The 23937-nt window shown below is 59.4% G+C and carries 24 protein-coding genes; 13 read left to right on the forward strand and 11 right to left on the reverse strand.

Annotated features, from left to right (window positions below; translation table 11 throughout):
- Positions 1 to 224: 224 nt before the first annotated feature.
- Positions 225 to 482, reverse strand: a complete 258-nt coding sequence (bhsA, locus tag AC559G_RS12175) for a YdgH/BhsA/McbA family protein (RefSeq protein WP_498912705.1) — start codon at positions 480 to 482, stop codon at positions 225 to 227.
- A 166-nt stretch (positions 483 to 648) separates the two neighbouring features.
- On the opposite strand from bhsA, the gene AC559G_RS12180 reads away from it, so the two are divergent.
- Positions 649 to 1302 (forward strand): TetR/AcrR family transcriptional regulator, encoded by a 654-nt coding sequence (locus AC559G_RS12180; RefSeq protein ID WP_498912706.1) that lies wholly within the window; start codon positions 649 to 651, stop codon positions 1300 to 1302.
- Positions 1303 to 1358: 56 nt separating this feature from the next.
- On the opposite strand, the gene AC559G_RS12185 is transcribed toward AC559G_RS12180, so the two are convergent.
- From AC559G_RS12185 to AC559G_RS12195, 3 genes are read right to left on the reverse strand one after another with little or no spacing between them, the layout of a single operon-like run.
- Positions 1359 to 2177 (reverse strand): MetQ/NlpA family ABC transporter substrate-binding protein, encoded by an 819-nt coding sequence (locus tag AC559G_RS12185; protein WP_095845329.1) that lies wholly within the window; start codon positions 2175 to 2177, stop codon positions 1359 to 1361.
- Positions 2178 to 2194: 17 nt separating this feature from the next.
- Positions 2195 to 2863 (reverse strand): methionine ABC transporter permease, encoded by a 669-nt coding sequence (locus tag AC559G_RS12190; RefSeq protein WP_498912707.1) that lies wholly within the window; start codon positions 2861 to 2863, stop codon positions 2195 to 2197.
- Entirely contained in the window at positions 2856 to 3881 is a 1026-nt protein-coding gene (locus AC559G_RS12195) for a methionine ABC transporter ATP-binding protein (protein ID WP_498912708.1), read from the reverse strand. The genes AC559G_RS12190 and AC559G_RS12195 overlap by 8 nt, the downstream gene beginning before the upstream one ends.
- Before the next feature lie 339 nt (positions 3882 to 4220).
- On the opposite strand from AC559G_RS12195, the gene AC559G_RS12200 reads away from it, so the two are divergent.
- Both AC559G_RS12200 and AC559G_RS12205 read left to right on the forward strand, forming a co-directional pair.
- Entirely contained in the window at positions 4221 to 5114 is an 894-nt protein-coding gene (locus AC559G_RS12200; protein ID WP_498912709.1) for an oxygenase MpaB family protein, read from the forward strand.
- Positions 5115 to 5231: 117 nt separating this feature from the next.
- Positions 5232 to 6335, forward strand: coding sequence for a suppressor of fused domain protein (locus tag AC559G_RS12205; protein WP_438596551.1), 1104 nt, complete (start codon positions 5232 to 5234; stop codon positions 6333 to 6335).
- 30 nt (positions 6336 to 6365) lie between these two features.
- Here AC559G_RS12205 and AC559G_RS12210 read toward each other — a convergent pair whose 3' ends face one another.
- Positions 6366 to 7241 carry an NAD(P)-dependent oxidoreductase gene (locus tag AC559G_RS12210; protein ID WP_498912710.1) on the reverse strand — a complete coding sequence of 292 codons (876 nt, stop codon included), beginning with the start codon at positions 7239 to 7241 and terminating at the stop codon, positions 6366 to 6368.
- Positions 7242 to 7437: 196 nt separating this feature from the next.
- On the opposite strand from AC559G_RS12210, the gene AC559G_RS12215 reads away from it, so the two are divergent.
- The 8 genes from AC559G_RS12215 to urtE all read left to right on the forward strand — a co-directional run bounded on the left by AC559G_RS12215 (position 7438) and on the right by urtE (position 16592).
- Entirely contained in the window at positions 7438 to 7905 is a 468-nt protein-coding gene (locus AC559G_RS12215) for a YehS family protein (RefSeq protein ID WP_438596549.1), read from the forward strand.
- A gap of 180 nt (positions 7906 to 8085) precedes the next feature.
- Complete coding sequence (atzF, locus tag AC559G_RS12220; protein ID WP_498912711.1) at positions 8086 to 9903, forward strand: allophanate hydrolase; 1818 nt, start codon at positions 8086 to 8088, stop codon at positions 9901 to 9903.
- Positions 9904 to 10090: 187 nt separating this feature from the next.
- A complete protein-coding gene (locus AC559G_RS12225) occupies positions 10091 to 10801 on the forward strand; it encodes a GntR family transcriptional regulator (RefSeq protein ID WP_498912712.1) in 711 nt (236 codons plus the stop codon).
- Between the two features lie 91 nt (positions 10802 to 10892).
- The gene (urtA, locus tag AC559G_RS12230) at positions 10893 to 12161 is read left to right on the forward strand and encodes an urea ABC transporter substrate-binding protein (RefSeq protein WP_498912713.1); all 1269 of its coding nucleotides are present in this window, start codon (positions 10893 to 10895) and stop codon (positions 12159 to 12161) included.
- Positions 12162 to 12291: 130 nt separating this feature from the next.
- Positions 12292 to 13872, forward strand: coding sequence for an urea ABC transporter permease subunit UrtB (urtB, locus tag AC559G_RS12235; RefSeq protein ID WP_498912714.1), 1581 nt, complete (start codon positions 12292 to 12294; stop codon positions 13870 to 13872).
- Entirely contained in the window at positions 13872 to 14948 is a 1077-nt protein-coding gene (gene urtC, locus AC559G_RS12240; RefSeq protein WP_498912715.1) for an urea ABC transporter permease subunit UrtC, read from the forward strand. The genes urtB and urtC overlap by 1 nt, the downstream gene beginning before the upstream one ends.
- 11 nt (positions 14949 to 14959) lie before the next feature.
- Positions 14960 to 15751 (forward strand): urea ABC transporter ATP-binding protein UrtD, encoded by a 792-nt coding sequence (gene urtD / locus AC559G_RS12245; protein ID WP_498912785.1) that lies wholly within the window; start codon positions 14960 to 14962, stop codon positions 15749 to 15751.
- A gap of 142 nt (positions 15752 to 15893) precedes the next feature.
- A complete protein-coding gene (gene urtE / locus AC559G_RS12250) occupies positions 15894 to 16592 on the forward strand; it encodes an ABC transporter ATP-binding protein (protein WP_498912716.1) in 699 nt (232 codons plus the stop codon).
- A gap of 37 nt (positions 16593 to 16629) precedes the next feature.
- Here urtE and AC559G_RS12255 read toward each other — a convergent pair whose 3' ends face one another.
- From AC559G_RS12255 to AC559G_RS12265, 3 genes are all read right to left on the reverse strand, one after another.
- Complete coding sequence (locus AC559G_RS12255; RefSeq protein WP_498912717.1) at positions 16630 to 16755, reverse strand: N-acetyltransferase; 126 nt, start codon at positions 16753 to 16755, stop codon at positions 16630 to 16632.
- 74 nt (positions 16756 to 16829) lie between these two features.
- Positions 16830 to 18056: an FAD-dependent oxidoreductase gene (locus AC559G_RS12260; RefSeq protein ID WP_498912718.1), complete on the reverse strand. Its 1227-nt coding sequence runs from the start codon at positions 18054 to 18056 to the stop codon at positions 16830 to 16832.
- Positions 18057 to 18117: 61 nt separating this feature from the next.
- Entirely contained in the window at positions 18118 to 18693 is a 576-nt protein-coding gene (locus AC559G_RS12265; RefSeq protein WP_498912719.1) for a DUF4865 family protein, read from the reverse strand.
- 106 nt (positions 18694 to 18799) lie between these two features.
- Between AC559G_RS12265 and AC559G_RS12270 the strand changes: the two genes are divergently transcribed.
- Positions 18800 to 19669: a LysR family transcription regulator gene (locus AC559G_RS12270; RefSeq protein WP_498912720.1), complete on the forward strand. Its 870-nt coding sequence runs from the start codon at positions 18800 to 18802 to the stop codon at positions 19667 to 19669.
- On the opposite strand, the gene sseA is transcribed toward AC559G_RS12270, so the two are convergent.
- Positions 19666 to 20517: a 3-mercaptopyruvate sulfurtransferase gene (gene sseA, locus AC559G_RS12275; protein ID WP_498912721.1), complete on the reverse strand. Its 852-nt coding sequence runs from the start codon at positions 20515 to 20517 to the stop codon at positions 19666 to 19668. The genes AC559G_RS12270 and sseA overlap by 4 nt on opposite strands.
- A gap of 108 nt (positions 20518 to 20625) precedes the next feature.
- Here sseA and AC559G_RS12280 point away from each other — a divergent pair, with 108 nt between their 5' ends.
- Positions 20626 to 21048: an NUDIX hydrolase gene (locus AC559G_RS12280; RefSeq protein ID WP_498912722.1), complete on the forward strand. Its 423-nt coding sequence runs from the start codon at positions 20626 to 20628 to the stop codon at positions 21046 to 21048.
- Between the two features lie 157 nt (positions 21049 to 21205).
- On the opposite strand, the gene AC559G_RS12285 is transcribed toward AC559G_RS12280, so the two are convergent.
- Together AC559G_RS12285 and AC559G_RS12290 are read right to left on the reverse strand one after the other, a co-directional pair.
- Positions 21206 to 22675, reverse strand: coding sequence for an MFS transporter (locus AC559G_RS12285; RefSeq protein ID WP_121552930.1), 1470 nt, complete (start codon positions 22673 to 22675; stop codon positions 21206 to 21208).
- A gap of 127 nt (positions 22676 to 22802) precedes the next feature.
- Positions 22803 to 23864, reverse strand: coding sequence for an NAD(P)-dependent alcohol dehydrogenase (locus AC559G_RS12290; protein WP_498912723.1), 1062 nt, complete (start codon positions 23862 to 23864; stop codon positions 22803 to 22805).
- Between the last annotated feature and the right edge of the window lie 73 nt (positions 23865 to 23937).

The raw sequence follows: 23937 nt of genomic DNA on the forward strand, positions 1-23937 counted from the left end.
TTTCAGACATTAGCACGAAATGTGTTGCGCCACGAGCCTGATTTCATCACGGAAACAAACCTTAACCGCGCCTTTGATAGCTGGCAGAAAAATTACGAAACAGGCGTTATTTGTGGGGATCCCTAACGAAATCAGGGGGGCTTGGAGAAGAAGCACCTGGCTCCTCGATGTAAAAAGAGGGCCAGGGGCGCTAATGCTTGCTGTTTATCTACAGGCGTGCGGCATTAGTTGTAGATGATCGCCGTGCCATGCAGTTTGTTGTTACCGGTGGTGTCGATAACCTGGAAGGCTTTGGCACCGGCTTTATCCGCCTGGGCGGAAAGCTGGTTTTCCAGGCTGGTCAGATCGGTGGCGCCGGTGGCGGTAACCACGCCGATTTTTTGCGCATTTGCCGGTTGTTCGGTAACCAGTTGAGCGGCGAATGAACCAAAAGAAACCGTGGTCAGTGCGATAGCTGCAAGTGCCATTTTAATGTTTTTCATAATGTTATTTCCTGTTTGTGTCGTTTTTTCAGTGTTGGTTTTCGTGTTCGCTAAATTAATTAACGATCGATAACTAAATGCTAGTCTCTTCTCGACGGCGATGCAATATTTTTTTATAATGACTGTTAAGTTAATAGTGCGCTATTAATGAACCAGGGGAAATGCCATGACGACTAACGAAAAAAAGATGTGTGAGAAAAAAACACGCGGCAGACCGAAACAGTTCGATCGCGATCGGGCGCTCGACCAGGCATTGAGGCTGTTCTGGCGCGACGGCTATGAATCCACCTCGCTGGCCGATCTGGTCGCGGTGACCGGCGCCAAAGCGCCGACGCTGTATGCCGAGTTTGGCAACAAAGAGGGGTTGTTCCTTGCGGCCGTAGAGTGCTATCTGGAAAAGTACACCGCCTGTACCAACCGGATACTGGAACGGGATGAGCCGGTTGCCGCCATCATCGAAGCCTACATTCACGCCTACGTGAAGGTGTTTACCGATCCTGATACGCCGTCGGGGTGTTTTATGGTGTGTACTTCTTCGGCGTTATCGTCTTCAGCGGGCGCCATTGCGGTGATGCTGCAGAAAAAACACCAGGAGCAAGAGGCCAGTCTGAAGGCGTGTTTTGATCGCAAAGTGCAGCAGGGCGAAGTGGCGCCGCACACCGATACCATGCTGCTGGCGAAGTTCATCATCTGCACCATTGAAGGGATGTCGGTTCAGGCGCGTGAAGGCGCAAGCCGCGGAGATCTGCTGCAGCTGTTGGCGGCTCTGATGGCCGTGTGGCCGCAGCTGTGCCAGGCGGAAGCGTTGCGTAAAACATAAAAAAACCCTCGCCGCAGCGGCGAGGGGATTAACGCGATAGGGCGAAACGCGGTGGCTTATTGGTCAACCGGGATAACCGCGCCCTGATATTTTTCGCGGATAAAGTCCTGAATCGGCTTGGAGTGCAGCACTTTCACCAACGCGACGATCTCCGGCTTGTTAACGTCGGCCTTGTGCACGGTAATGATGTTGGCGTAAGGGTTATCTACGCCGCTTTCAACCGCGATAGGGTCTTTGATGGGGTTCAGGCCGGCGTCGATCGCGTAGTTGGCGTTAATCACCACCGCATCGCCTTCATCGTTGTTGTACATCTGCGGCAGCAGTGCGCCTTCCACGTTAGCCAGGAACTTCAGATGTTTCGGGTTTTCCACCACGTCGGAAATCCGCGCATCCACCTTGCTCACGCCCGGTTTCAGCTTGATCACTCCTTCACGTTCAAAGATGGACAGAATACGGCCTTCTTCAGCCACCGCATCGCGCATGATGATTTTGCCGTTTTCCGGCAGATCTTTCAGGCTCTTGTACTTTTTCGAGTAGATACCGATAGGTTCGATGTGAATAGCGCCGGCGCTGACGAAGTCATAGCTCTTGTCGTCGGCGTGGTCTTTCAGCACCGAGTTCAGATACGGCACGTGCTGGAAGTAGTTGGCGTCGATATCGTGGCTGGCCAGTGCGGTGTTCGGCAGGATGTAGTCCTGGAAGCGTTTGATTTCCAGATCGATACCTTCTTTGGCGAGGATCGGTTTTGCCTGTTCAAGGATTTCGGCGTGCGGCACGTTGGAAGCGCCGACCACCAGTTTGGTTTGCGCTGCGGCGGTGAAAGACGCCAACGCCGTCAGCGAAGCGAAGGCTAACATCATGAGTTGTTTTTTCATCGTCATTATTCCTATTATTAACGTTTATCGAGCAGTGTGGTTACTGTGTCGCCAATAAACTGGATGACGAACACGATAAATAAAATCATCAGTGTCGCCACCAGCGTTACATCACTATGGTTGCGTTGAAAGCCTTCCAGATACGCCAGGTTGCCCAGCCCGCCCGCGCCGATCACACCAGCCATTGCGGTGTAACTCACCAGCGCAATCAGCGTAACGGTAATACCGGAAACCAACGCCGGCGATGATTCCGGCAACAGCACGCGGAAGATGATGGTGCGGGTTTTCGCCCCCATGGAGCGCGCTGCTTCAATCACCCCTTTATCCACTTCACGCAGGCCGATCTCCACCAGGCGCGCGTAGAACGGCGCTGCGCCGACGATCAGCGCCGGCAGCGCGGCGTCCGCGCCCAAAATGGTGCCGATCAGGGTTTTGGTGAAGGGGATCAGCAACACGATCAGGATAATGAACGGGATGGAGCGGAAGATGTTCACGATGGCCGAGATCAGCAGGTAGATCGGGCGGTTTTGCAGCAGTTGGCCCTTAGAGGTTAAAAACAGGATCACGCCGAGCACGATGCCCAGGATCAGGGTGGCCAGCCCGGCGACGCCGGTCATGTATAGCGTTTCCAGCGTGGCGTCTAACAGTTGGTCAATACGCAGGTGAGGGAACAGCGACTCAATCATGTTTAACAACCTCAACGGCAATATCCCGTTCTTGCAATAATTCCCGCATCCCGGCGATTTGCTGTTCGCTGCCCACGGTATGAATATACAGTTCGCCAAATGTGCCGTTCAGCGTGTGGCTGATTTTGCCGTGCAGAATATTGATGCTCAGGCCGTAACGTTGGATAACGTCGGAAATCACCGCCTGATGGGTCTGCATGCCGACAAACGTCAGCTTGAAAATCGTGCCCTGCAGGTGTTCGGTCAACTGCGGGTTAAAGCTCTCCTCTGTCTCTTGATATTGCGAAACCTGCTTCACAAACTGCTGGGTGATCGGCTGTTGCGGCCGGGTGAAGACATCAATCACCGGGCCTTCTTCCACAATGCGGCCATTTTCCATCACCGCAACGCGGTGGCAGATTTTCCGCACCACGTGCATTTCATGGGTGATCAACACGATGGTCAGGTTCAGCTTGCGGTTGATATCCAGCAGCAAATCGAGGATGGCGTCGGTGGTTTGCGGATCGAGCGCCGAGGTGGCCTCGTCGCACAGCAGCACGTCCGGGTTGTTGGCCAGAGCGCGGGCGATGCCGACGCGCTGTTTCTGGCCGCCGCTCAGTTGTGAAGGGTAGGCGTTTTCGCGCCCTTGCAGGCCGACCAGCGCAATCAACTCCGCCACCCGCTGCTTGATGCGTGCTTTGGCGGCGCCGGCAATCTGTAAGGAAAAGGCGATATTCTCGCTTACGGTGCGCGACCACAGCAGGTTGAAGTGTTGGAACACCATGCTGATTTTCAGGCGCGCCCGGCGCAATTCATCATGGCTGGCCTTGGCAATATCAAAACCATTGATGCGGATACTGCCGCTGGTGGGGGTTTCCAGGCCGTTGAGTAAGCGGATGAGCGTGCTTTTCCCTGCACCACTGTAGCCAATGATGCCGTAGATTTGCCCGGTCTCAACGTTAAGATTGACGTCGTCCACGGCGATTACACGGCCCTGAGCGCTGTCAAAGGTTTTACAAACGTTCGAAAGAACGATCATTGTGACAATAATCCTTAAATAAAAAGTCTACGTATTCCGGTGGCCGCGCATCATACCGTCAGGGCCGGCTTGAGAGGAAGACGTAAAAATCATGCTGCCAGGTAAAAATTGCTACCAATCCTACCGGGGCTTGATACCGGCAGGAAGAATGTAATAACTATTACTTATGCTTCTTTTTTATAATGAGTTATAAAGCATACTAATGATTGAAAACTAAGCAAAAAGCCCGCGGCGTGATTGAGCGCTTGGCCGGCAGGCGTGCCCGGTGAACGGCGGCGGCAAGGTTAAACGCCGCTGCATTCCCATGATAGACTGGCCGCAACAGCAAAGAGGGCCGGTATGGAAACAGTACGCGCAGCGATCGAAAAGCAGGTGCATAGCCTGAGCGGGCTAACGCTGGGCGGGATCGACTTTGAAAACCCACCGGGGGATCCGGGGCTGTTTGGGCCGCAGACCACGATCTGGCAGGTGCACGGCGATTTCACCTCGATGCTGTGCGGCGGCGTCTGCGCACTGCTGTTGCAAATGCTGCACCCGTTGGCGCTGGCTGGGGTATGGGATCACTCCAATTTCCGCAGCGATATGCTTGGCCGCCTGCGCCGCACCGGCCAGTTTATTTCCGCCACCACCTTTGCGGCCAGCGCCGACGCCCAGCGGATGATTGCCCGCGTTAAGGCGATTCATCTGAACGTTAATGGCTACGCCGCCGACGGCACGCCTTATGCCGCCAGCGATCCGCAACTGTTGACCTGGGTGCACGTGGCGGAAAGCCGCAGTTTTCTGGCGGCGCACCTGCGCTACCGTAACCCGGCCTTGCCGCCGGCGCAGCAGGATCGCTACTACCAGGAAGCCGCGCGCGTGGCCGAAGCGTTGGGCGCGCGCGATATCCCGGCCAGTTGCGCGGAGGTGGCCGATTATCTGCAGCAGATGCGCAGGCAGTTGGTTTGCGATGCGCGCACGCGTGAAGTGGCGCGTATCCTGCTTGCCGTACCGGCGCCCAGCCTGCTGGCGCGGCCGTTTGGCGCCCTGGTGATGCGGGCCGGTATCGATCTGCTGCCGGATTGGGCGCAGCAGCAACTGGGGCTTCGCCAGGGGGCGATACAGCGCCGGCTGGTGCGTGCCGGCGTGGCCGGCACGGCGAAAGTGCTGCGCGCATCAGTGCGCAACGGCTCTTATCATCGTGCGCTGCGGCGCATCAATAATGCGGCAGCAGACGGGCACAGGCAGGCGTAAGTCTGGGTTTTTCGGACTTTTACGCGTGATCCCGCCTGGCTTTGCGTTTTACACTGGTGAAAACCCATTTATCTGGCGCGCGGCGGTAATTGCCGCGTGGTGACCTATTGAGGCGATATGAACGAGTCTACTGTACTTGTCGAAGTCAGTAACGAGAACCAAACGCTGGTGGCCGTGGTGCAGCAAGATCATCGCGCCGCCTATTTTTATATTTACCCCACGGAAGCGTACAGTGAACGTTTTCAGGTGCGGGCCTGCTGGCTGCGTAACCTGGCCGCAGCGCCGCAACAGGAAGACCGCGCCGCGATGGAAATGGGGCAGCCGCCAATGCTGGCCGCCGAGTTTTGCCGCAATCTGGAAGGCGAAGCTCCGCTCAATCCGGAAGGGCTGTTGGTGGTCTGGGCGGAGAGCGACGACGGTGCCGCGCTGTGGTATTACGGCCAACTGCTGGCGGTGATCCCGGGCTGGAGCCTGTATATCGACCATTCGGTGTGCTATTCCGCCAGCTGTATTAAAGAAAGCCCGCTGGCCTATCCGTTGGGCTCTGCCTCCACCAACGCGCAGTACGCACAGGCGGAAAATACGCGCCAGTTCTGGCGCAGCTGGCAGCGTGAGGAAGGTAACCCGTGGCCGGGGATGCAGCGCGATTACAGCGCCTGCTACGAGCAGCATTTCGGCCCGTCAGTAAAATATTACGCCATCGACCAGGGCAAATGGCCGCCGATGGCGATCACCCAGCACGAGCGCGACGGGATCTATTACTTCCTCACCATGGGGGTCAGCATCCGGCCGATGCCGTGGGTGGATATCCTGTTCAACGACGATGCCGCCCGCTATCGCCGCATGGAAATGGGGATTGCCATTGATGGGCAGTATATGACCGAGGAGAACGCGGTGCAGATGGCCAGCGCGCTGGCTGGCTTTGCCCATGTGCCCTGGGCGCGGCTCACCTGGCTTGGTGAAGGCCACACGCTGGAATCGGAAGTGGCGCCGCAAGGGTATGAAGGCTATGTGCTTTCTTCCGCCTTTTACCCTTACCAGGAGCACCTGAAGCTGCCGGATCAGTACGGCGATCCGGTTAATATCTTCTGGGCCAGCCCGGTGTTTGAAAATGAACGGCTGTTGGCGCACGCCACGCCAAACGGCGGGCTCGATCTGGTTAACCGGCTGCGCGCGCAGGGCGTTGACCACATCTTCCGCCCGCGCCAGCCGCTGGCCTGAGCCGGGCGCGAATTTGGCGCGGCGAGCGGGCTATTTTAGCCCTGAGCGCCGCGTCGCCACCTTGGCCAGCGCGGCCCAGTCCAGTTCGCCATCCCCCTGGGCCACGGCATCCAGAAAATTGTCTTTCAGCACGCTGGCGAAAGGCATCGGCGTATGGCTGTTGCCGCCGGCCTCTAGCGCCAGCCCCACATCCTTCATCCCCAGCGTCAGCTTAAAGCCGGCCGGCGCGTATTTTTCTTCGGCGATTAACGCGCCATAGCCTTTATAAGCCGGCGCCGCGAACAACGTGTTGGTCAGCATGTGCAGATAATCCGCCCCGGAAACGCCATGGTTGCGCACCAGCGCGCTGCCCTCCGCCATCGCTTCAATGGCGCTTGCCAGGGTAAAGTTGGCGGCGATCTTGACGATATTGGCCTGTTCCGGTTTATCGCCGAAGCGCCAGGTGTGCTGGCCCAACACATCAAACAGCGGTTGTACGCGGGCGATATGCTGCGCATCGCCGGCGGCCAAAATGTTCAATTTGCCGGCGGCGGCGACATCGACACGCCCCAGCACCGGTGCGGCAATATACCCCACGTGATGTTCGGCATGCAGCGCCGTCAGCCGCTGCGCCAGGGCAACGGAAACCGTCGCCATATTGATGTGGATTGCCCCCGGCCGCAATTGCTGCAGCAGCCCGCTTGCGACCACCACCTGTTCCGTTGCGGCATCGTTGGCCAGCATGGTGATCAATACGTCAACGGCGGCCAGATCGCTTGGCCGTTGCGCCAGGGCGGCGCCGGCATTGACCAACCCCTGTGCGGCCTGCGGCGAACGGTTCCATACCGTCAGCGAATACCCTGCGTTCAGCAGGTTGTTGGCCATGGGGTGCCCCATACCGCCCAGCCCGGCGAAACCAATGTTCATGATGTTGTCTCCTGTACGTTCTGCGTTGTTTGCTGATGCTTGGCCCGAAAGCGGTGCCAGGGCATCGAGGGGTAAAAGCGCCGTTGCCTGGCGCCCAATGGCCAAAGCGATTGAGAAACCCTTGCCGTCTGCCTATACTGCCGCACATCTTCCCGGCGTGCGGCCGCCTGTCGTGCCCGTAATAAAAGGCTATACCATGATTAACAACGATGTGCTGCGCAGCGTGCGCTACATGCTAAGTATTAACGATGCAAAAATGGCGGAAATCGTCTCGCTGGACGGTTTTAACGTCGATGCCGCTGCGATGGGCCGTTATGTGATTAAAGAAGGCGAGCCCGGCTTTGAAAAATGCCCCGATCCCGTGATGGCGCATTTTCTCAACGGTCTGGTGTTCTTCAAACGCGGTAAAGATGACAAATACCCGGCGCCAGCGGTGGAATTGCCGGTCACCAACAATCAGGTGCTAAAAAAGCTGCGTGTGGCGTTTGAACTGAAAGACACCGATATGCACGCCATTTTCAGCGCGGTGGATTTTCGCATTTCCAAGCCGGAGCTGAATGCGCTGTTTCGGAAAGAGGGCACCAAGAACTACCGGCCATGCGGCGATCAGATGCTGCGTTATTTCCTTAAAGGACTGGCGCAGCGCGTGCGCGGCGCGGCCTAAGCGGAAAATACCCAGGGTGAGTTTATGCACCGTTTTCGCTCAGCGCCGCTCGCCAGTGGTGCGCCGCTGGGTTTAACGCACCCTATTAAAGCCGTTTCACGGCGAAAATCATAACGATATAAAGCTGGCACGCCCCTTGCTCTGATGATTCCATCTTGTGTACTAGTTGGAATTCAACGGATGGCCCAGTCTGTAAAGCAATTCGGTTTTACGCTCGCCGAATGGCAACGTTTCTATCAAACCCAGCCGGTTGGCGCACGCATTGATAGCGTGCGCACGGCTATCAATGCCCTGCTTGCCAGCCTTGGCGGCGGCGACAACGCCTGGCTGTATCACGCCACCGCGGCCCAGTGTGAAGCCCAATACCAACAGTTGGCGCAGCGCCTGGCAGCGGTGGAGGGCGATCACAGCCGTTTACCCCTGTTCGGCGTGCCCTTTGCGGTAAAAGACAACATCGACGTCGGCGGTTGGCCGACCACCGCCGCCTGCCCGGCGTTCAGCTATCAGGCCGATGCCGATGCCGCCGTGGTGGCCAGGCTACGCGCCGCCGGCGCCATTGTGGTGGGCAAAACTAACCTCGATCAGTTTGCCACTGGGTTGGTGGGCACTCGCTCACCGCACGGCGCGGTGGTCAACAGCTTCGACAGCCGCTACGTTAGCGGCGGCTCCAGCTCCGGCTCGGCTTCGGTGGTGGCGCGCGGCCTGGTGCCGTTCTCATTGGGAACCGATACCGCCGGCTCTGGCCGCGTGCCGGCCGGGTTCAACAATATCGTCGGGCTGAAGCCCACCAAAGGCTGGCTGTCAAGCGGCGGGTTGGTGCCGGCCTGCCGGTTGAACGACACCCTTTCCGTGTTCGCCCTGACAGTCGCGGATGCGGCGCTGGTGGCCGAACTGGCCGGCGGCTTTGACGCCGCTGATGCTTATTCACGCCATAACCCCAACACTGCCCCGGCGGATCTGCCGGCGGCGCCGTGCTTTGCCGTCCCGGTCGTGCCGGAGTTCTTTGGCGATCGGCTGGCGGAACAGGCATTTCAACAGGCATTGGCACAGTTGCAGGCCATCGGTGCCCAACTGGAACCCATTGATTTCACGGCGTTCCGCGAACTGGCCGAGCAGCTCTATTACGGCCCCTGGGTGGCGGAACGCACCGTGGCGGTGGAGGAACTGCTGCAAAGCGATCCAGAGGCCATCAACCCGGTGGTGCGCGGCATCGTCAGCAGCGGCCTGCAGTACAGCGCCTGCGATGCCTACAAGGCCGAATACCTGCGCGCCGAGCTGGCGCGCCGCATTCACCTGCAACTGGCGCAGTTTGATGCGCTGGTGGTTCCCACTTCGCCGACGATCCGCACGCTGGCGGAAATGGCCCAGGAGCCGGTGTTATTCAACTCACAGTTTGGCATTTACACCAACTTCACCAACCTGGCCGATCTCAGCGCGCTGGCGCTACCGGCGCCAATGCGTGCCGACGGTTTGCCGGCCGGCATCACGCTGATTGCACCGGCCTGGCATGACCGGGCGCTGGCGGCGTTTGGCCAGCGCTGGCAGCAGGTTCTCGGGTTGCCGCTTGGCGCCACCGGGCGCCCCTTGCCACCGCAGCAGCCACTGCCATTAGCTGATAATTACGCACGTGTGGCGGTAGTGGGCGCTCACCTTTCCGGCATGCCGCTTAATCATCAACTGACCGAACGCCAGGCAGTGTACGTGGAGCAGACCACCACCGCTCCGTGTTACCAGTTATACGCGCTGGCCGACACCCAGCCGCCGAAACCGGGGTTGGTACGGGAAGACGGCGGTGCGGCAATCAGCGTTGAGCTATGGGATATCCCGTTGGCGCGCTTCGGCGAATTTGTGGCTGAAATCCCCGCGCCGCTCGGTATCGGTACATTGGTTCTGGCAGATGGCCGCCGGGTGAAAGGGTTTATCTGCGAGCCGTGGGCGCTGCAGGACGCCACGGACATTACGGAATTTGGCGGTTGGCGCAATTATCTCACGCGGTGAGGGAAGCCCCTCCCCCCTGTGGGAAAGTGCCAGAGTGAGGGCACCATCGATCCCCTCTCCCTCTGGGAGAGGGTCAGGGTGAGGGCACTATCGATCCCCTCTACCTGTGGGAGAGGGTCAGGGTGAGGGCGCTATCGATCCCCTCTCCCTTGGGAGAGGGCCAGGGTGAGGGCAAGGGGAAAGCGCTATGCAAATGACCAATAACCGAACCAAAGCGCGGCCGGAGGGGCTGGCAGAGCGTATCTACCTGCAGCTCAAGGATGACATCTTCAATTTTCATTTGCTGCCGGGCGATCGCTTTAGTGAAAACGAAATCGCGCAGCGTATGGACGTTAGCCGTACCCCGGTGCGCCAGGCGCTGTTCTGGCTGGAGCGTGAAGGTTACGTCGAAGTGCATTTTCGCAGCGGTTGGCAGGTGCGGCCCTTCGACTTCAATTACTTCGAAGAATTATACGACCTGCGCGTGGTGCTGGAGCGTGAAGCTGTCAAGCGGCTGTGCGCCCGCCCGCCGGGGAAGGTGCCTGCCATATTGGCGGAGCTGGAAAGTTTCTGGATCGCCGCGCCCAGGCTGGAAGACGGCAAGGCGGTGGCGTTAGAGGACGAGCAGTTCCATATGGCGCTGGTGGTTGCGGCGGGCAACGGCGAAATCGCCCGTATCCACCGCGACGTGACAGAGAAAATCTGCATCATCCGCCGCCTGGATTTCACCAAAACGGCGCGGGTCGATGCCACCTACAACGAACACGCGGCTATTTTACGGGCGATTTTACAATGTCATAGCGAGGAGGCGCTCAGGCTGTTAAGCCAACACATAGCCGTCAGTAAAGCTGAAGTACGAAAAATAACCTTGCATATGCTGCATCAGGCACGGTTGGAACAGGAAGGCCGCGCTGTTTAACGATCCGTTTGCCACCTGCCGGACGGGAGTTGGCGCCAGGCGGTTGAATTGCTGAATAAAACAGATTCATACACACATCAGGAGTTTTACTATGCAACGTCGTCACTTTATTAAAGCTTTTGCGTTGTCCGCCACCTTCATCGGGATGGGGTTAGCCTTTAACGCACAGGCGGCCGATACCATCAAAGTGGGTATTTTAAGCTCGCTTTCCGGCACCATGGCCATCTCGGAAACGCCGCTGAAAGACATGGCGTTAATGACCATCGACGAGATTAACGCCAAAGGCGGCGTGCTGGGCAAAAAGCTGGAGCCGGTGGTGGTCGATCCGGCCTCCAACTGGCCGCTGTTCGCCGAGAAGGCCCGCCAGCTGTTGACGCAGGACAAAGTGGCGGTGGTATTCGGCTGCTGGACTTCCGTCTCGCGCAAATCGGTGCTGCCGGTGTTTGAAGAACTCAATGGCCTGCTGTTCTACCCGGTGCAGTACGAAGGGGAAGAGATGTCGCCGAACGTGTTCTACACCGGCGCGGCGCCAAACCAACAGGCGATCCCGGCGGTGGAATACCTGATGAGTGAAGACGGCGGCTCGGCAAAACGCTTCTTCCTGCTCGGTACCGACTACGTCTACCCGCGCACCACCAACAAGATCCTGCGCGCTTTCCTGCATTCCAAAGGCGTGCAGGATAAAGACATCGAAGAGGTTTACACTCCGTTCGGCTACAGCGATTACCAAACCATCGTCGCCAACATCAAGAAATTCTCCGCCGGCGGTAAAACGGCGGTGGTCTCCACCATCAACGGCGATTCCAACGTACCGTTCTATAAAGAGCTGGCCAACCAGGGCATCAAAGCGACCGATGTGCCAGTGGTTGCCTTCTCGGTGGGTGAAGAGGAGCTGCGCGGCATTGACACCAAACCGCTGGTGGGCAACCTGGCCGCATGGAACTACTTCCAGTCGGTAGATAACCCAACCAACCAGAAATTCGTTGCCGATTGGAAAGCTTACGCCAAGGCGAAAAATCTGCCGAATAACGCCACCGCGGTCACCAACGATCCGATGGAAGCCACCTATGTCGGTATCAAGATGTGGGCGCAGGCCGTTGAGAAAGCCGGTACCACCGACGTCGATAAAGTGCGCGAGGCCATGGCCGGCCAGACCTTCGCCGCACCTTCCGGCTTTACGCTGACCATGGATAAAACCAACCACCACCTGCACAAACCGGTGATGATTGGCGAGATCGAAAGTAACGGCCAGTTCAACGTCGTGTGGCAAACTGAAGAACCTGTCCGCGCCCAGCCGTGGAGCCCGTACATCGCCGGCAACGACAAAAAGCCGGACTACCCGGTGAAAGGCGGTAAGTAACGGACAGCAGGGGAATTCCCTCTCTTGGAGAGGGCCAGGGAAGGGGGGGGAATGCGTTTCCCTTCATCCTCTCAACGAAGAAGGGCGGCGATCCGGTGTGGTGCCGCCGCCCATTGCGACGAGATAAACGATGAAATTGTTATCCCTAAGCCATCTTAGGCATCTGTGGTTTCTGCTGTGCTGCCTGCCGATGTTCGCGCAGGCCGGGCCAGCCGACGATTTTGCTGCGGCCAGCCGTACGCAGCAGGCGCAATTATTGCAGGCGTGGTCTACCGCGCCTGACGCTTCACGCCTGCCGTTGCTGCAGGGGCTGAAACAGGAAAACGTGGTGATTGACGGCGCCAAGCGCGCGTTCATTCAGCAGGGCGATCAGTTCCTGCCACTCTCGGGTGATGCCGCCCCGGTGGGCACGCCGAAAAAGGTGTGGCTGAATAACCGGTTGCGCAACCTGATCGCCAACGCCTTATCCGCGCATATGCTGGTGAGTGATGACCCGGCGCAGCGCTTGCAGGCGGCCCTGGCCTTACAGCGCGAAGCGCAAAGCGATCAGTTGCCGCTGTTGAGCCAACGCCTGGCGGAAGAAAAAGACGCCAAGGTGCACGACGCGCTTGCCGTTGCGTTGGCCAACCTGCAACTGACCGATACCAACCCGCAGGTGCGCCTCAATGCGGTGCGCCTGCTGGGCAACTCGGGCGATCCGGAAACCCAGACACGCCTGCAGGCGCTGACCAATAGCGCCAATGAGCCGGATGCGGCAGTGCGTGCCGAAGCGGAAAAAAGCCTGAGCAGTGTCAAACACCGGTTGATGCTCGGGGATATTCTCGGCCAGGCGTTTACCGGCCTGTCGCTGGGATCGATCCTGCTGCTGGCAGCGCTGGGGCTGGCGATCACCTATGGCTTGCTGGGGGTGATCAACATGGCGCACGGTGAAATGCTGATGCTGGGCGCCTATTCGGCCTACATGGTGCAGAGCCTATTTCAACAACTGGCGCCGCAGTGGCTGGCGATTTATCCGCTGGTGGCTTTGCCGGTGGCGTTTGCCGTTACCGCCTGTATCGGCATGGCGCTGGAGCGCGTGGTGATCCGCCATTTGTACGGCCGCCCGCTGGAAACCCTGCTGGCGACCTGGGGGATTAGCCTGATGCTGATCCAACTGGTGCGGGTGCTGTTCGGCACGCAAAACGTGGAAGTGGCCAACCCGGCGTGGCTGTCGGGGGGCATCCAACTGCTGCCGAACCTGGTGCTGCCGTGGAACCGTATTGCGGTGATAGTGTTTGTTGTACTGGTTTTGGTGCTGACCTGGCTGCTGTTGAATAAAACCCGCCTTGGCCTGAATGTGCGTGCGGTCACGCAAAACCGCGCGATGGCGGACTGCTGCGGGGTGCCGACCGGGCGCGTCGATATGCTGGCGTTCGGCCTGGGCTCCGGGATTGCCGGCCTGGGCGGCGTGGCGCTGTCGCAGTTGGGGAACGTGGGGCCGGAACTGGGGCAGGGTTATATCATCGATTCATTCCTGGTGGTGGTGCTCGGCGGGGTTGGCCAATTGGCCGGCACGGTGGTCGCGGCCATGGGGCTTGGCATCGTAAACAAAATCCTTGAACCGCAGATTGGCGCCGTACTGGGGAAAATCCTGATCCTGGCGCTGATTGTCCTGTTTATTCAGAAGCGCCCGCAGGGGCTGTTCGCCTTTAAGGGCAGGGTGATTGACTGATGAGCCAACCATTAACCATAACCGGCGTGCAGAAAGCCCCCCGCCTAGCGCTGGGCATCGGCGCGGTGCTGTTGCTGGCGCTGCTGATCATGCCGTTTCTTGCACTGTTGCCGGCGGATAATCCGCTGGCGATCTCGACCTACACCTTAACGCTGGTCGGCAAGATCCTGTGTTACGCCATCGTGGCGGTGGCGCTGGATCTGGTCTGGGGCTACGCCGGGCTGCTGTCGCTTGGGCACGGCCTGTTCTTCGCCCTCGGCGGCTACGCCATGGGTATGTACCTGATGCGCCAGGCGGCGGGCGATGGCCTGCCGGCGTTTATGTCGTTCCTGTCATGGAGCGAGCTGCCGTGGTTTTGGAGCGGCACCCAGTATTTTGGCTGGGCGCTGTGCCTGATTATTCTGGTGCCCGGCCTGCTGGCGTTTGTCTTCGGCTACTTTGCGTTTCGCTCGAAAATCAAAGGCGTGTATTTCTCGATCATGACCCAGGCGCTGACCTATGCCGGCATGCTGTTGTTCTTTCGCAATGAAACCGGTTTTGGCGGCAACAACGGCTTTACCGGCTTTACCACCCTGCTTGGGTTCCCGATTACCGCCACCGGCACGCGCGTGGCGCTGTTCCTGGCGACGGTGGTGCTGCTGTTTGCCAGCCTGGCGATGGGCTTTGCGTTGGCGCGCAGCAAGTTTGGCCGGGTGTTGACGGCGGTGCGCGATGCGGAAAACCGCCTGATGTTCTGCGGTTACGATCCAAAGGGCTTCAAGCTGTTCGTCTGGACGCTGTCTGCGGTGCTGTGCGGGCTGGCCGGCGCTCTGTATGTGCCGCAGGTGGGCATTATCAACCCGAGCGAAATGTCGCCGACCAACTCGATCGAAGCTGCGATTTGGGTGGCGCTCGGCGGGCGCGGCACGCTGGTGGGGCCGCTGTTGGGCGCCGGCATCGTCAACGGCGCCAAAAGCTGGTTCACCATGGCGATCCCGGAATATTGGCAGTTCTTCCTCGGCCTGATGTTTATCGTCGTCACGCTGTTCCTGCCAAAAGGGGTTATCGGCCTGCTGCGCAGAAGGAAATCACAATGAGCCAGCCACAGATGAACGAAGCGCTCTATACCCAGCCGTTGCCGGCTGATAAAAACCGCCAACAAACCGATCCAGTGCTGGCGTTGGATCAGATCAACGTCAGCTTTGATGGTTTCCACGCGCTGCGCGATCTGTCGCTGCAGATTGGCGTGGGGGAACTGCGCTGTGTGATCGGCCCCAACGGCGCGGGGAAAACCACGCTGATGGATGTGATCACCGGGAAAACGCGGCCGGATAGCGGCCGGGTGGTTTACGATCAAACGATTGATCTGACGGCAAAGGATCCGATGCAAATCGCCCGCGCTGGCATCGGCCGAAAGTTCCAGAAACCGACGGTATTTGAGGCGTTGACGGTGTTTGAAAATCTGGAGATTGCGCAAAAAACGCAAAAATCGGTGTGGGCCTGCCTGCGCGCCAAGATGAACAGCGAGCAGCGCGATCGTATCGACGAGATGCTGAAAACGCTGCGGCTGGGGCATGAGCGCCACCGGCCGGCCGGGCTGTTGTCGCACGGGCAGAAGCAGTTTTTGGAAATCGGCATGCTGCTGGTACAGGAGCCGCACCTGCTGCTGCTTGATGAACCGGCGGCCGGCATGACCGACGCGGAAACCGAATACACCGCGGAGCTGTTCAAATCGCTGGCCGGCAAGCACTCGCTGATGGTGGTTGAGCACGATATGGGCTTTGTTGAAAGCATCGCCGACCACGTGACTGTTTTGCATCAGGGCCAAGTGTTGGCGGAGGGTTCATTGGCGCAGGTGCAGGCGGATGAGCAGGTGATTGAAGTGTATCTGGGGCGTTGATGCTTCGCCTTCGCCTTCGCCCTCACCCCAACCCTCTCCCGCCGGGAGAGGGGGCATTCCGTGCTCCCTATAGCTCCGTCGGTTCCCTCTCCCGGCGGGAGAGGGGCAGGGTGAGGGCCAGACCATAAGCTAAGGATGAAAAATGTTACAAGTTAACGAATTGAACCAATACTACGGTGGTAGCCATATCCTGCGCGGCCTGTCATTCGATGCGCAAATCGGCGAAGTGACCTGCCTGCTGGGGCGTAACGGCGTGGGTAAAACCACATTGCTGAAATGCCTGATGGGGCTGATCCCTGCCAAAAGCGGCACCATCAGCTGGCAGGGGAACACCATAAATAACCGCAAGCCGCATCAACGGGTGCAGGCGGGCATCGCCTACGTGCCGCAGGGGCGGGAAATCTTTCCGCGCCTGACGGTGGAAGAGAACATCCTGCTGGGGCTATCGCGCTTTTCCGGCAGTGAAACGAAAAGCGTGCCGGCGCATATCTATGAGTTGTTCCCGGTGCTGGCAGAGATGAAACATCGGCGCGGCGGCGATCTTTCCGGCGGCCAGCAGCAGCAGTTGGCGATCGGCCGCGCGCTGGCCTGCCGACCAAGCCTGTTGATCCTCGACGAACCGACGGAAGGGATCCAACCCTCGGTGATTAAAGAGATCGGTGCGGTGATCAAGCAGCTTGCCGCGCGCAGCGATATGGCAATCCTGCTGGTGGAGCAGTTTTATGACTTCGCCGCCGAGCTGGCGGATCGTTATCTGGTGATGTCGCGCGGCAGCATCATCCAGCGCGGCAGCGGCAGCGAGATGGAGCAAGACGGCGTGCGTGGGCTGGTGGCTATCTGATTGGCGCAATGAGCGTGGGGTGCCTGACGCCCTGCCATCACAGCGTTTTGGCCATATACCACAGTTCGCTCGCGCCCTGAGCACTGGCGATTTGGGTTTCGCCCTGAATCGTCAGCCCGTTTCTTTGATAAAAGCGGATCGCCGATGGATTGAGCTTCAGCACTTCCAGCCACAGCGCAGCCTGCCGTTGTTTGACGGCTTCATCTGTAGGCCTTCTGTCAGAACACGGTATCGCGATTATACCCGTTCAGCGCCGGCGTGTTTGGGCGTTTCGCGCCGGAAGCCAAGCCCGATGATCCGGCCGAACAGGCGTGGCAGCCAGCGGCTGTTGCCCACCCGCTTCATTAGCCCGCCGTTGCTGCGGCTGGGTTGCTTCCCTGGCCGGCGTTGGCTCATTTTTATTTGCAGAAACTGCGTGGCCTTGGTGGGGAAGTTGCGTCGCCGCTGCACGCGTTGCAGGTGCCTGAGCTGCAGGTTACCTTCCAACAACGGGGTAATGATGCTGTTGGCGGTGGCGACGGCGTCCTGAATCGCCAGGTTAACTCCCACGCCGCCGATCGGCGACATGGCGTGCGCCGCATCGCCAATGCACAACACCCCCGGTTTCGCCCAGTGATCCAGCCGATCGATACGGATGCTTAACAATTTTACCTGATCCCAACTGCGGATCTCTTGCAGCCGATCGTCCTGGAACGGGGCAATGCCGGCAATGTGCAGCAGGAATTTCTCCAGCCCGTCGGCTTTGATCTCCTCAAAGCTGCCTTTTTCGATCGAGTAGCCGCACTGCCAGTATTCGCCGCGATCGATCATGATGAAATTTTGCTTCGGCCCGGTATGGCCCATCGACCATGCGGGATCGCCCGGCTGCTTGCTTAGCTTCATCCACAGCACGTCGCGCGGCGAACCGAAGGAACGGCTGCTGAGCGTTGCCTGCGCCCGCACCACCGAATTGCGCCCGTCGGTGCCGATCACCAATGGCGCATTGATCTGGATCGGCCCCTGCGGAGTTTGCGCCAACACCCCGCATACCCGTTCGCCGCTGTACAACAGTTGATCCACCTGCGCGGATTTGATCAGCGTGAACTGCGGGAAGGCCGCCGCCTTGGCCGCCAGAAAATTCAGGAACTCCCACTGCGGCATAAAGGCGATGAATTTGCAGCGCGTCGGCAGGTGGGTAAAGTCGGCCAGCGTGATGTCGCGCCCGGCGATCTCGGCATGCAGCTTTTCCGCCTTTTGGTGCGGCAGGGCCAGCAACTCGTCGAGCAGCCCCAACTGGTGCATGATTTCCAGCGTGGAAGGGTGAATGGTGTCGCCGCGGAAATCACGCAGAAAATCGGCGTGTTTTTCCACCACCGTGACGTTAACCCCGGCGCGCGCCAGCAGATAGCCGAGCATCAGGCCCGCGGGGCCGCCGCCGACAATGCAGCAACGGGTGGTGAAAGGCGTGATGGCTGTGTTAGGCATAGCGGCATATCCTGGCGATCGCATCCGGCACATCATTGTGCTGATTATTTGATAATGATTATCAATACCGCGCGGGGTTGTCAATCGATGGCTGTGATTGGTCGAACGGGGCGCTGATGTGCCCGATGGCGTAACATTGGCTGCCGGGGGCGGCATGAGCCGGCAATTCCCGCCATAGCTGCAGGCGCAGCCATTGCCAACCGGCCGGATCGAATGCGATTACTCCGCCCACGGCCTGCTCATCCAACCGATGTTGCTGGCGCAGCGCGGCCAAATCGCTGTAGGGGGCGATTGGCCGGTATTCCTGAGTGGCAAAGTGCGCTTCGGCCAGCGCTGAGCGATCAACCCGCGTCTCCCAGGGCAGCCAGTGGCTAACCTGCGGCCAGCCGAAATCCTGGGCTAACTTTACAAATCCTGGGCTGGCCAGAAAATCACACATGCCGATGCTGCTGTTCCACAGATAAAACGGCGCATAGCGGTTTTCCGCGCTGTGCGATCCCGCCTCGGCGTACAGATAGGCTTTCACGATCAACTGCGGGTAGTTATCCAGTAAATGACCGAAATTGGCGATGCGCCGACGGACGATCGCCATATCGTAATCGGCGGGCAGGGTGAATCGGTATTGCATGGCAAGCATGGTGGTTCTCCTCAAAAAACGTTGACCGGAACAGAGTGGCACGCCATCGTAATGAATAAAATCGGTATTATTTTGATGAATGGTTTTGAAAATCAGGATGGTTGGTATGGCCAGAATTACGTTCGATCTTGACGACTTGCGCAGTTACGTTACCGGCATTGAGTTGGGCAGCTTTGCCAAAGCGGCCGACCGTCTGGGGCGTTCTACCTCCGCCGTCAGCGCCCACCTGAAAAAACTTGAGCAGCAGGTTGGGGTGCCGATTCTGCGCAAATCCGGGCGCGGTATGGTGATGACGGAAGCCGGTGAAACCCTGTTGGGCTATGCCCGCCGGCTGCTGGAACTGAATGATGAGGCGATTACCGCCGTGCGCGGGCTGGATTTACAAGGCTCGGTACGCTTGGGGTTACAGGAGGATTTCGGTGAAACCTTTTTGCCGGCTGTGCTGGGCCGGTTTGCGCGCGCTCACCCACAGGTGCGCATCGAGGCGCGCATCGCCCGCAATGCCGAGCTGCTCGATAGCTTGCTGAAAGGGCAATTGGATTTGGCACTGGCCTGGGACGGCGGCCAGGCTTCGCCGTATCAGCATCATTTGGGGCAACGGGCATTGCGCTGGATCGCCGGGCAACAGGTGGATATCGCACAGTGGCTGGCCACCGGGGAGCCGCTGCCGCTGGTAGTGTTTGATGCCCCATGCCTGATGCGCAGCGCGGCGACGGAGGCGCTGGATCGGGCCGGTATTCCATGGCGGATTGCCTTTACCAGCCGCAGCCTGAGCGGCGTTTGGGCGGCAGTCAGCGCCGGGCTTGGCATTACGCTGCGCACCGGCGCCGGGGTGCCGGCCAGCCTGGTTTGCCTGCCGCCCGGCGTGTTGCCGCCGCTCGGCGACATCGGCATGGTGTTGCATCGCGCGGATGAAAAACCGGCAGGCGCTATCTTGCGGCTGGCCGATATTATCGCGGAGCGGTTAAACGGTTAGGCCGGTTGCGGTTCGATCGGTTGGTGGCCGTCGAGCGCGCCCCACTGCGCCCATGAGCCGTCATACAGTTTTACCTGCGTAGCGCCTAACGACAACAGGCCGAACGCCAACACCGCGGCGGTTACGCCGGAGCCGCAGCTGGTGATGATCGGCCCGTTAAGGTCAACCCCTTTATCCGTGAAGGTTTTTTCCAGCGCGGGCAGCGTTTTGAATTGGCCATTTTCCAGCAGTTCGCCGAACGGGATATTGATGCTGCCGGGGATATGCCCACGGTGCAGGCCGGGGCGCGGCTCTGGCGCTTCGGCATTGAAACGCGGCGCAGCGCGCGCGTCGAGTATTTGCGCCTGCCCCTCCAGCGCCAGCTCGACCTGCCGCATACTGGCGACCGCATTGGCATTGAAGCGGGCGGTAAAGGTGGCCGCCGGGCGGCTGGCTTTGCCGGTTTCAAGCGCCTGGCCCAACGCCAGCCAGCCGTTCAGCCCTTCGTCCAGTACGTAAACGTTTTTCGCGCCGAAGTTACGGAACGTCCACCAGCCGCGCGGGGCAGAGAACTGGTTGCCCTCGTCATAGACCACGATGGTGTGTTTATCGCTGATGCCCAGCGCACCGGCGGCCTGGCTAAAGGCGTCGGCCGAAGGCAGCATGTGCGGCAGATCCGTATTTTTATCCGCGACGTCGTCAATATCGAAGTACACGGCGCCAGGTAGGTGCCCGTGCTCAAACTCGGCCTGAATGTCTCTTTTGGGCTGCAGGCCGGGTGGGGACATTCTCACATCGACAATGGCCAGATCTTCATCGTTGATGTGCTGGGCCAGCCATTGCGGGGTGACCAGAAAAGGTGATTTCATGGTATTGGTTCGCCTGTAGTGATAGCGGGTTTTTTACTATACACCAGGGGGCCGGCGGATGAGATATGATGGCCGCAGGAATCTGGCGTAACGCGCAGGGGGCATCAGGTGCAGCAAAACTTTGACGGCGCAAAAATCGCGCTGTTGCAGGCCGGGCGGGTGCTGGTTTACCAGCGCGACGATAAACCCGGCATCCCATGGCCTGGCTGTTGGGATCTGCCCGGCGGCGGGCGCGAAGGGCAGGAAACGCCGCTGGCCTGCGTGCAGCGTGAGGTGCAGGAAGAATTTGGGCTGGCGATTAGCGCGAGCCAGGTGCTTTGGCAGCGCTCCTACGCCAACCCGCGCGGCGGCATCCTGCCAACCTGGTTTATGGCTGGCGCGTTAACGCCGGCGCAGATCGCCGCTATCCGCTTTGGTGATGAAGGGCAGCGTTGGCAGATGATGCCGGCGGTGGTGTTTATCCAGCATCCGCAAGGCATTGCCCACCTGCGTCAACGGTTGGCGCACTACCTGCAGCTTGCGGCCATATGAAGTTATCAGCCTGGCAGGCTAATAAGCTATTAGCTTGTTAGCATGGCAACTTATTAAGCTAGTATCTTATTGGGTTGTTAAGTTAATGCGGCTATTTGGCAGGGAAGCTCGGCGGTAAACGTGTTCCCCTTGCGGGAAGGGGAACACGGGCGGGGGGTTATGAACGTTGGAAGTCTTCGGCGTCCACATCGTAGCCCGAAGGCTCCCAGCGGATCGCCAGCAGCGCAACCAGGCCGATCAGCGGCGCGAGAGCGATTACCCAGAACACGTCGGTGGCCAGCGTTGCCGAGAGTACCGGGAACAGGAACAGCGACAGCGTTGAGCTGGATCGCATCAGCGTTTGGTTAAAGCCGACGCCAACGCCACGCAGCGAGGTCGGGTAACTTAGCGAGGCAAACGTCATGCTGTGCGAGCCGGGGCCAAAGCCCTGGCCAAGCAGGAACAGCGCCAGCATGCCGATGGAAAACGCCGCTTCGCTGCCGTTGGCTGGGTGGCCGACCACCGCCAGCCCAATCAGCGCCGCCAATTGGCACATATAGCCCAGCACCGTCAGTTTCCAGGCTCCCACCGCGGGCACCAACCGCACGGCAATCAAGCCGCCGACAAAGGCAAACAGCAGGTTGAGCGCCAGCGAGAACAGAATGGTGCTTAGCATCGACTGCGCCAGGAAACTGGAAAGGATCACCGGCAGGCCAAAGGCGACGGCGTTATAGGCAAAAGAAGAGGCAATGGCGATAACCGTCGCCAGCACCGTGCGCCGCAGGTAAACGCCTTGCAGCAGGGTGCCGTAGTTGCGCCATGAGGCGCGGCGCGCCTGCACCGGCCGGCCCTGTTCGGCATCAGCAGTAACTTCAGCATTGATATTGTACGAGCGCCGCAGGATCGCGGCCGCGCCTTGCAGATCGCCCTGGTTGGCGGCCCACACCGGTGATTCACTCATATAGCGGCTACGGATGGCGATAATCAGCAGCGCCGGCACGGCGCCAAAGCCAAGGATCAGCCGCCACAGCCAGTCGGTATGGCTTTCCGGCAGCACGCCATACAGCAACAGCACCAGTAGGTAGGAAATACTGATTGCCGCATACCAGGTGGGGCACCACATGGCGATGCGCGCCGCTTTGTTGCCGCGGCCGGAAAGGCGCGAGAACTCGGCCAAAAACGCCATCGCTACCGGCAGATCGATCCCCACCCCCAGCCCCATCACGAAACGCGCGCCGCCCAGCACCCATTCATTGGGCGCGAAGGCGCAGGCCAACGCAGCGAAGACGAAGAAAAACATATCCGCCATAAACACGCGATAACGGCCGATTTTATCGGTCAGGTAGCCGCCGATAAACGCACCGATGATGGCGCCGAAGGTAATGGCAGAGGCAACCAGCCCAGTGCCGGTTGGCGAGAGGTTGAACTCACGCGCCACGTCTTTAATACCGAACGCCAGCGCACCCAGATCGTAAGCGTCCAAAAATACGCCGCCCAGCGCGATGGCGACCACGATACGCGCGTCGTTACGCTTGGCGGCGCCGCCGTTGACCAAATTGGCCACATCGGCGGCGTTGCGGATGGGGACGGCCGCCCCGGTTATCCCTGTAGAAGATGTGGCGGCGGGCGCCACAATGGTTGTCGACATAATAATTCTGCTTGTTAAATAAAAAAAAGAAGCATAACGGCGGGGAATACGTCATAACCAATTCTTTTTTGTTATAACGATACAACCAAAAGACGTTGAAAATTAATCTATTGGCCGCTAATCGCGGTTAGGTAAAACGCAGTACGGCTTTTATCGCTTCGCCGGATTTCGCTGCCGCCAGCGCCTGGTTGATGGCGTGGAAAGGGTAATGCCGGATCAAGCGATCGAAAGGGAAGCGGCCCTTTTGCCACTGGGCGATCAGGTAGGGGATAAAGCGTTGCGGGATGGCATCCCCTTGAATGACGCTGATAATCCGCCGCCCTTCGGGAAGCCGCATTCCGCCGCCGCCAGTCAACCGCACCAGAGTGCCGCCGGGGCGCAGCACCTGCTGACCCAGTTTGTCCAGCATGCTGTTGCCGGTGGTATCCACCACGTAGTCCCAGGCTACGCCAAGGGCGGTAAGCGCCGCCGGCAGCGCGGGGTCGTCACCAGCTAGCGTGGCGGTGGCGCCCAGTTCTGCCGCCAATTGTAACCGTTGGGGCAGCAGATCGACGGCGGCGATATTGCCCGCTTGGCGGATAGCCGCCGCCATAATCGCCGCCAGGCCGACCGTACCGGCGCCCAGGATCAGTACATTCTCGCCGGCCTGCAGATTCAGCGAATTGATAATGGTGCCCGCTCCGGTCTGCAACCCACAGCCGAGCGGCGCAATCACCGCCAGCGGCAAATCCGGCGCAACCTTCACCAGATTACGTTCGGTGACCAGCGCATGGGTGGCGAAGGCGGATTGCCCGAAAAAGTGGCCGTGCAGCGGCGGATAATAACCACTGCTGCCGTCCAGGCGCTGAAAATCGAAGTTCAACTGCCAGAAGTTTTCGCAGTGAGCCGGGCGTTGCTGCCGGCAAGCGGCGCACTGGCCGCAGGATTGATAAGAGAGCACCACCGCATCGCCAGGCTGCACGCTGCGCACCTGTTTGCCCACCCGCTCAACGATGCCGGCGCCTTCATGGCCGAGTATCGCGCCCGCCATAGCACCGGCGCAGCAACTGAGATCGGTATGGCAAATGCCGCAGGCGACCAGACGGACCCGCACTTCATTAACCCGCGGCGGGCGCAAGCGCAAAGGGCGGAAAACTAATGCTTGCCCGTGGGCAGCGGTTACCGCCGCCTGGCGTTGATGCGCATTCATTTTTCAGTCTCTGCCTGATAGATATGGGCTTGTTCTCTTCAGTATAGTTTTGCTCTTCGCTATTGGCGGCGAA

Origin of the sequence: Gibbsiella greigii, assembly GCF_039540155.1 — a bacterium.
GTDB lineage: Bacteria > Pseudomonadota > Gammaproteobacteria > Enterobacterales > Enterobacteriaceae > Gibbsiella > Gibbsiella quercinecans.

Bases quoted from the DNA above. Each gene is read 5' to 3' on its own strand.
- atzF (WP_498912711.1), top strand. From the start codon at position 8,086: ATGGCCCAGTCTGTAAAGCAATTCGGTTTTACGCTCGCCGAATGGCAA.
- AC559G_RS12285 (WP_121552930.1), bottom strand. From the start codon at position 22,675: ATGTCGACAACCATTGTGGCGCCCGCCGCCACATCTTCTACAGGGATA.
- urtE (WP_498912716.1), top strand. From the start codon at position 15,894: ATGTTACAAGTTAACGAATTGAACCAATACTACGGTGGTAGCCATATC.
- sseA (WP_498912721.1), bottom strand. From the start codon at position 20,517: ATGAAATCACCTTTTCTGGTCACCCCGCAATGGCTGGCCCAGCACATC.
- urtD (WP_498912785.1), top strand. From the start codon at position 14,960: ATGAACGAAGCGCTCTATACCCAGCCGTTGCCGGCTGATAAAAACCGC.
- AC559G_RS12195 (WP_498912708.1), bottom strand. From the start codon at position 3,881: ATGATCGTTCTTTCGAACGTTTGTAAAACCTTTGACAGCGCTCAGGGC.
- AC559G_RS12225 (WP_498912712.1), top strand. From the start codon at position 10,091: ATGCAAATGACCAATAACCGAACCAAAGCGCGGCCGGAGGGGCTGGCA.
- AC559G_RS12190 (WP_498912707.1), bottom strand. From the start codon at position 2,863: ATGATTGAGTCGCTGTTCCCTCACCTGCGTATTGACCAACTGTTAGAC.
- AC559G_RS12270 (WP_498912720.1), top strand. From the start codon at position 18,800: ATGGCCAGAATTACGTTCGATCTTGACGACTTGCGCAGTTACGTTACC.
- urtB (WP_498912714.1), top strand. From the start codon at position 12,292: ATGAAATTGTTATCCCTAAGCCATCTTAGGCATCTGTGGTTTCTGCTG.
- AC559G_RS12205 (WP_438596551.1), top strand. From the start codon at position 5,232: ATGAACGAGTCTACTGTACTTGTCGAAGTCAGTAACGAGAACCAAACG.
- AC559G_RS12265 (WP_498912719.1), bottom strand. From the start codon at position 18,693: ATGCTTGCCATGCAATACCGATTCACCCTGCCCGCCGATTACGATATG.
- AC559G_RS12215 (WP_438596549.1), top strand. From the start codon at position 7,438: ATGATTAACAACGATGTGCTGCGCAGCGTGCGCTACATGCTAAGTATT.
- bhsA (WP_498912705.1), bottom strand. From the start codon at position 482: ATGAAAAACATTAAAATGGCACTTGCAGCTATCGCACTGACCACGGTT.
- urtC (WP_498912715.1), top strand. From the start codon at position 13,872: ATGAGCCAACCATTAACCATAACCGGCGTGCAGAAAGCCCCCCGCCTA.
- AC559G_RS12290 (WP_498912723.1), bottom strand. From the start codon at position 23,864: ATGAATGCGCATCAACGCCAGGCGGCGGTAACCGCTGCCCACGGGCAA.
- AC559G_RS12260 (WP_498912718.1), bottom strand. From the start codon at position 18,056: ATGCCTAACACAGCCATCACGCCTTTCACCACCCGTTGCTGCATTGTC.
- AC559G_RS12200 (WP_498912709.1), top strand. From the start codon at position 4,221: ATGGAAACAGTACGCGCAGCGATCGAAAAGCAGGTGCATAGCCTGAGC.
- AC559G_RS12210 (WP_498912710.1), bottom strand. From the start codon at position 7,241: ATGAACATTGGTTTCGCCGGGCTGGGCGGTATGGGGCACCCCATGGCC.
- AC559G_RS12185 (WP_095845329.1), bottom strand. From the start codon at position 2,177: ATGAAAAAACAACTCATGATGTTAGCCTTCGCTTCGCTGACGGCGTTG.
- urtA (WP_498912713.1), top strand. From the start codon at position 10,893: ATGCAACGTCGTCACTTTATTAAAGCTTTTGCGTTGTCCGCCACCTTC.
- AC559G_RS12180 (WP_498912706.1), top strand. From the start codon at position 649: ATGACGACTAACGAAAAAAAGATGTGTGAGAAAAAAACACGCGGCAGA.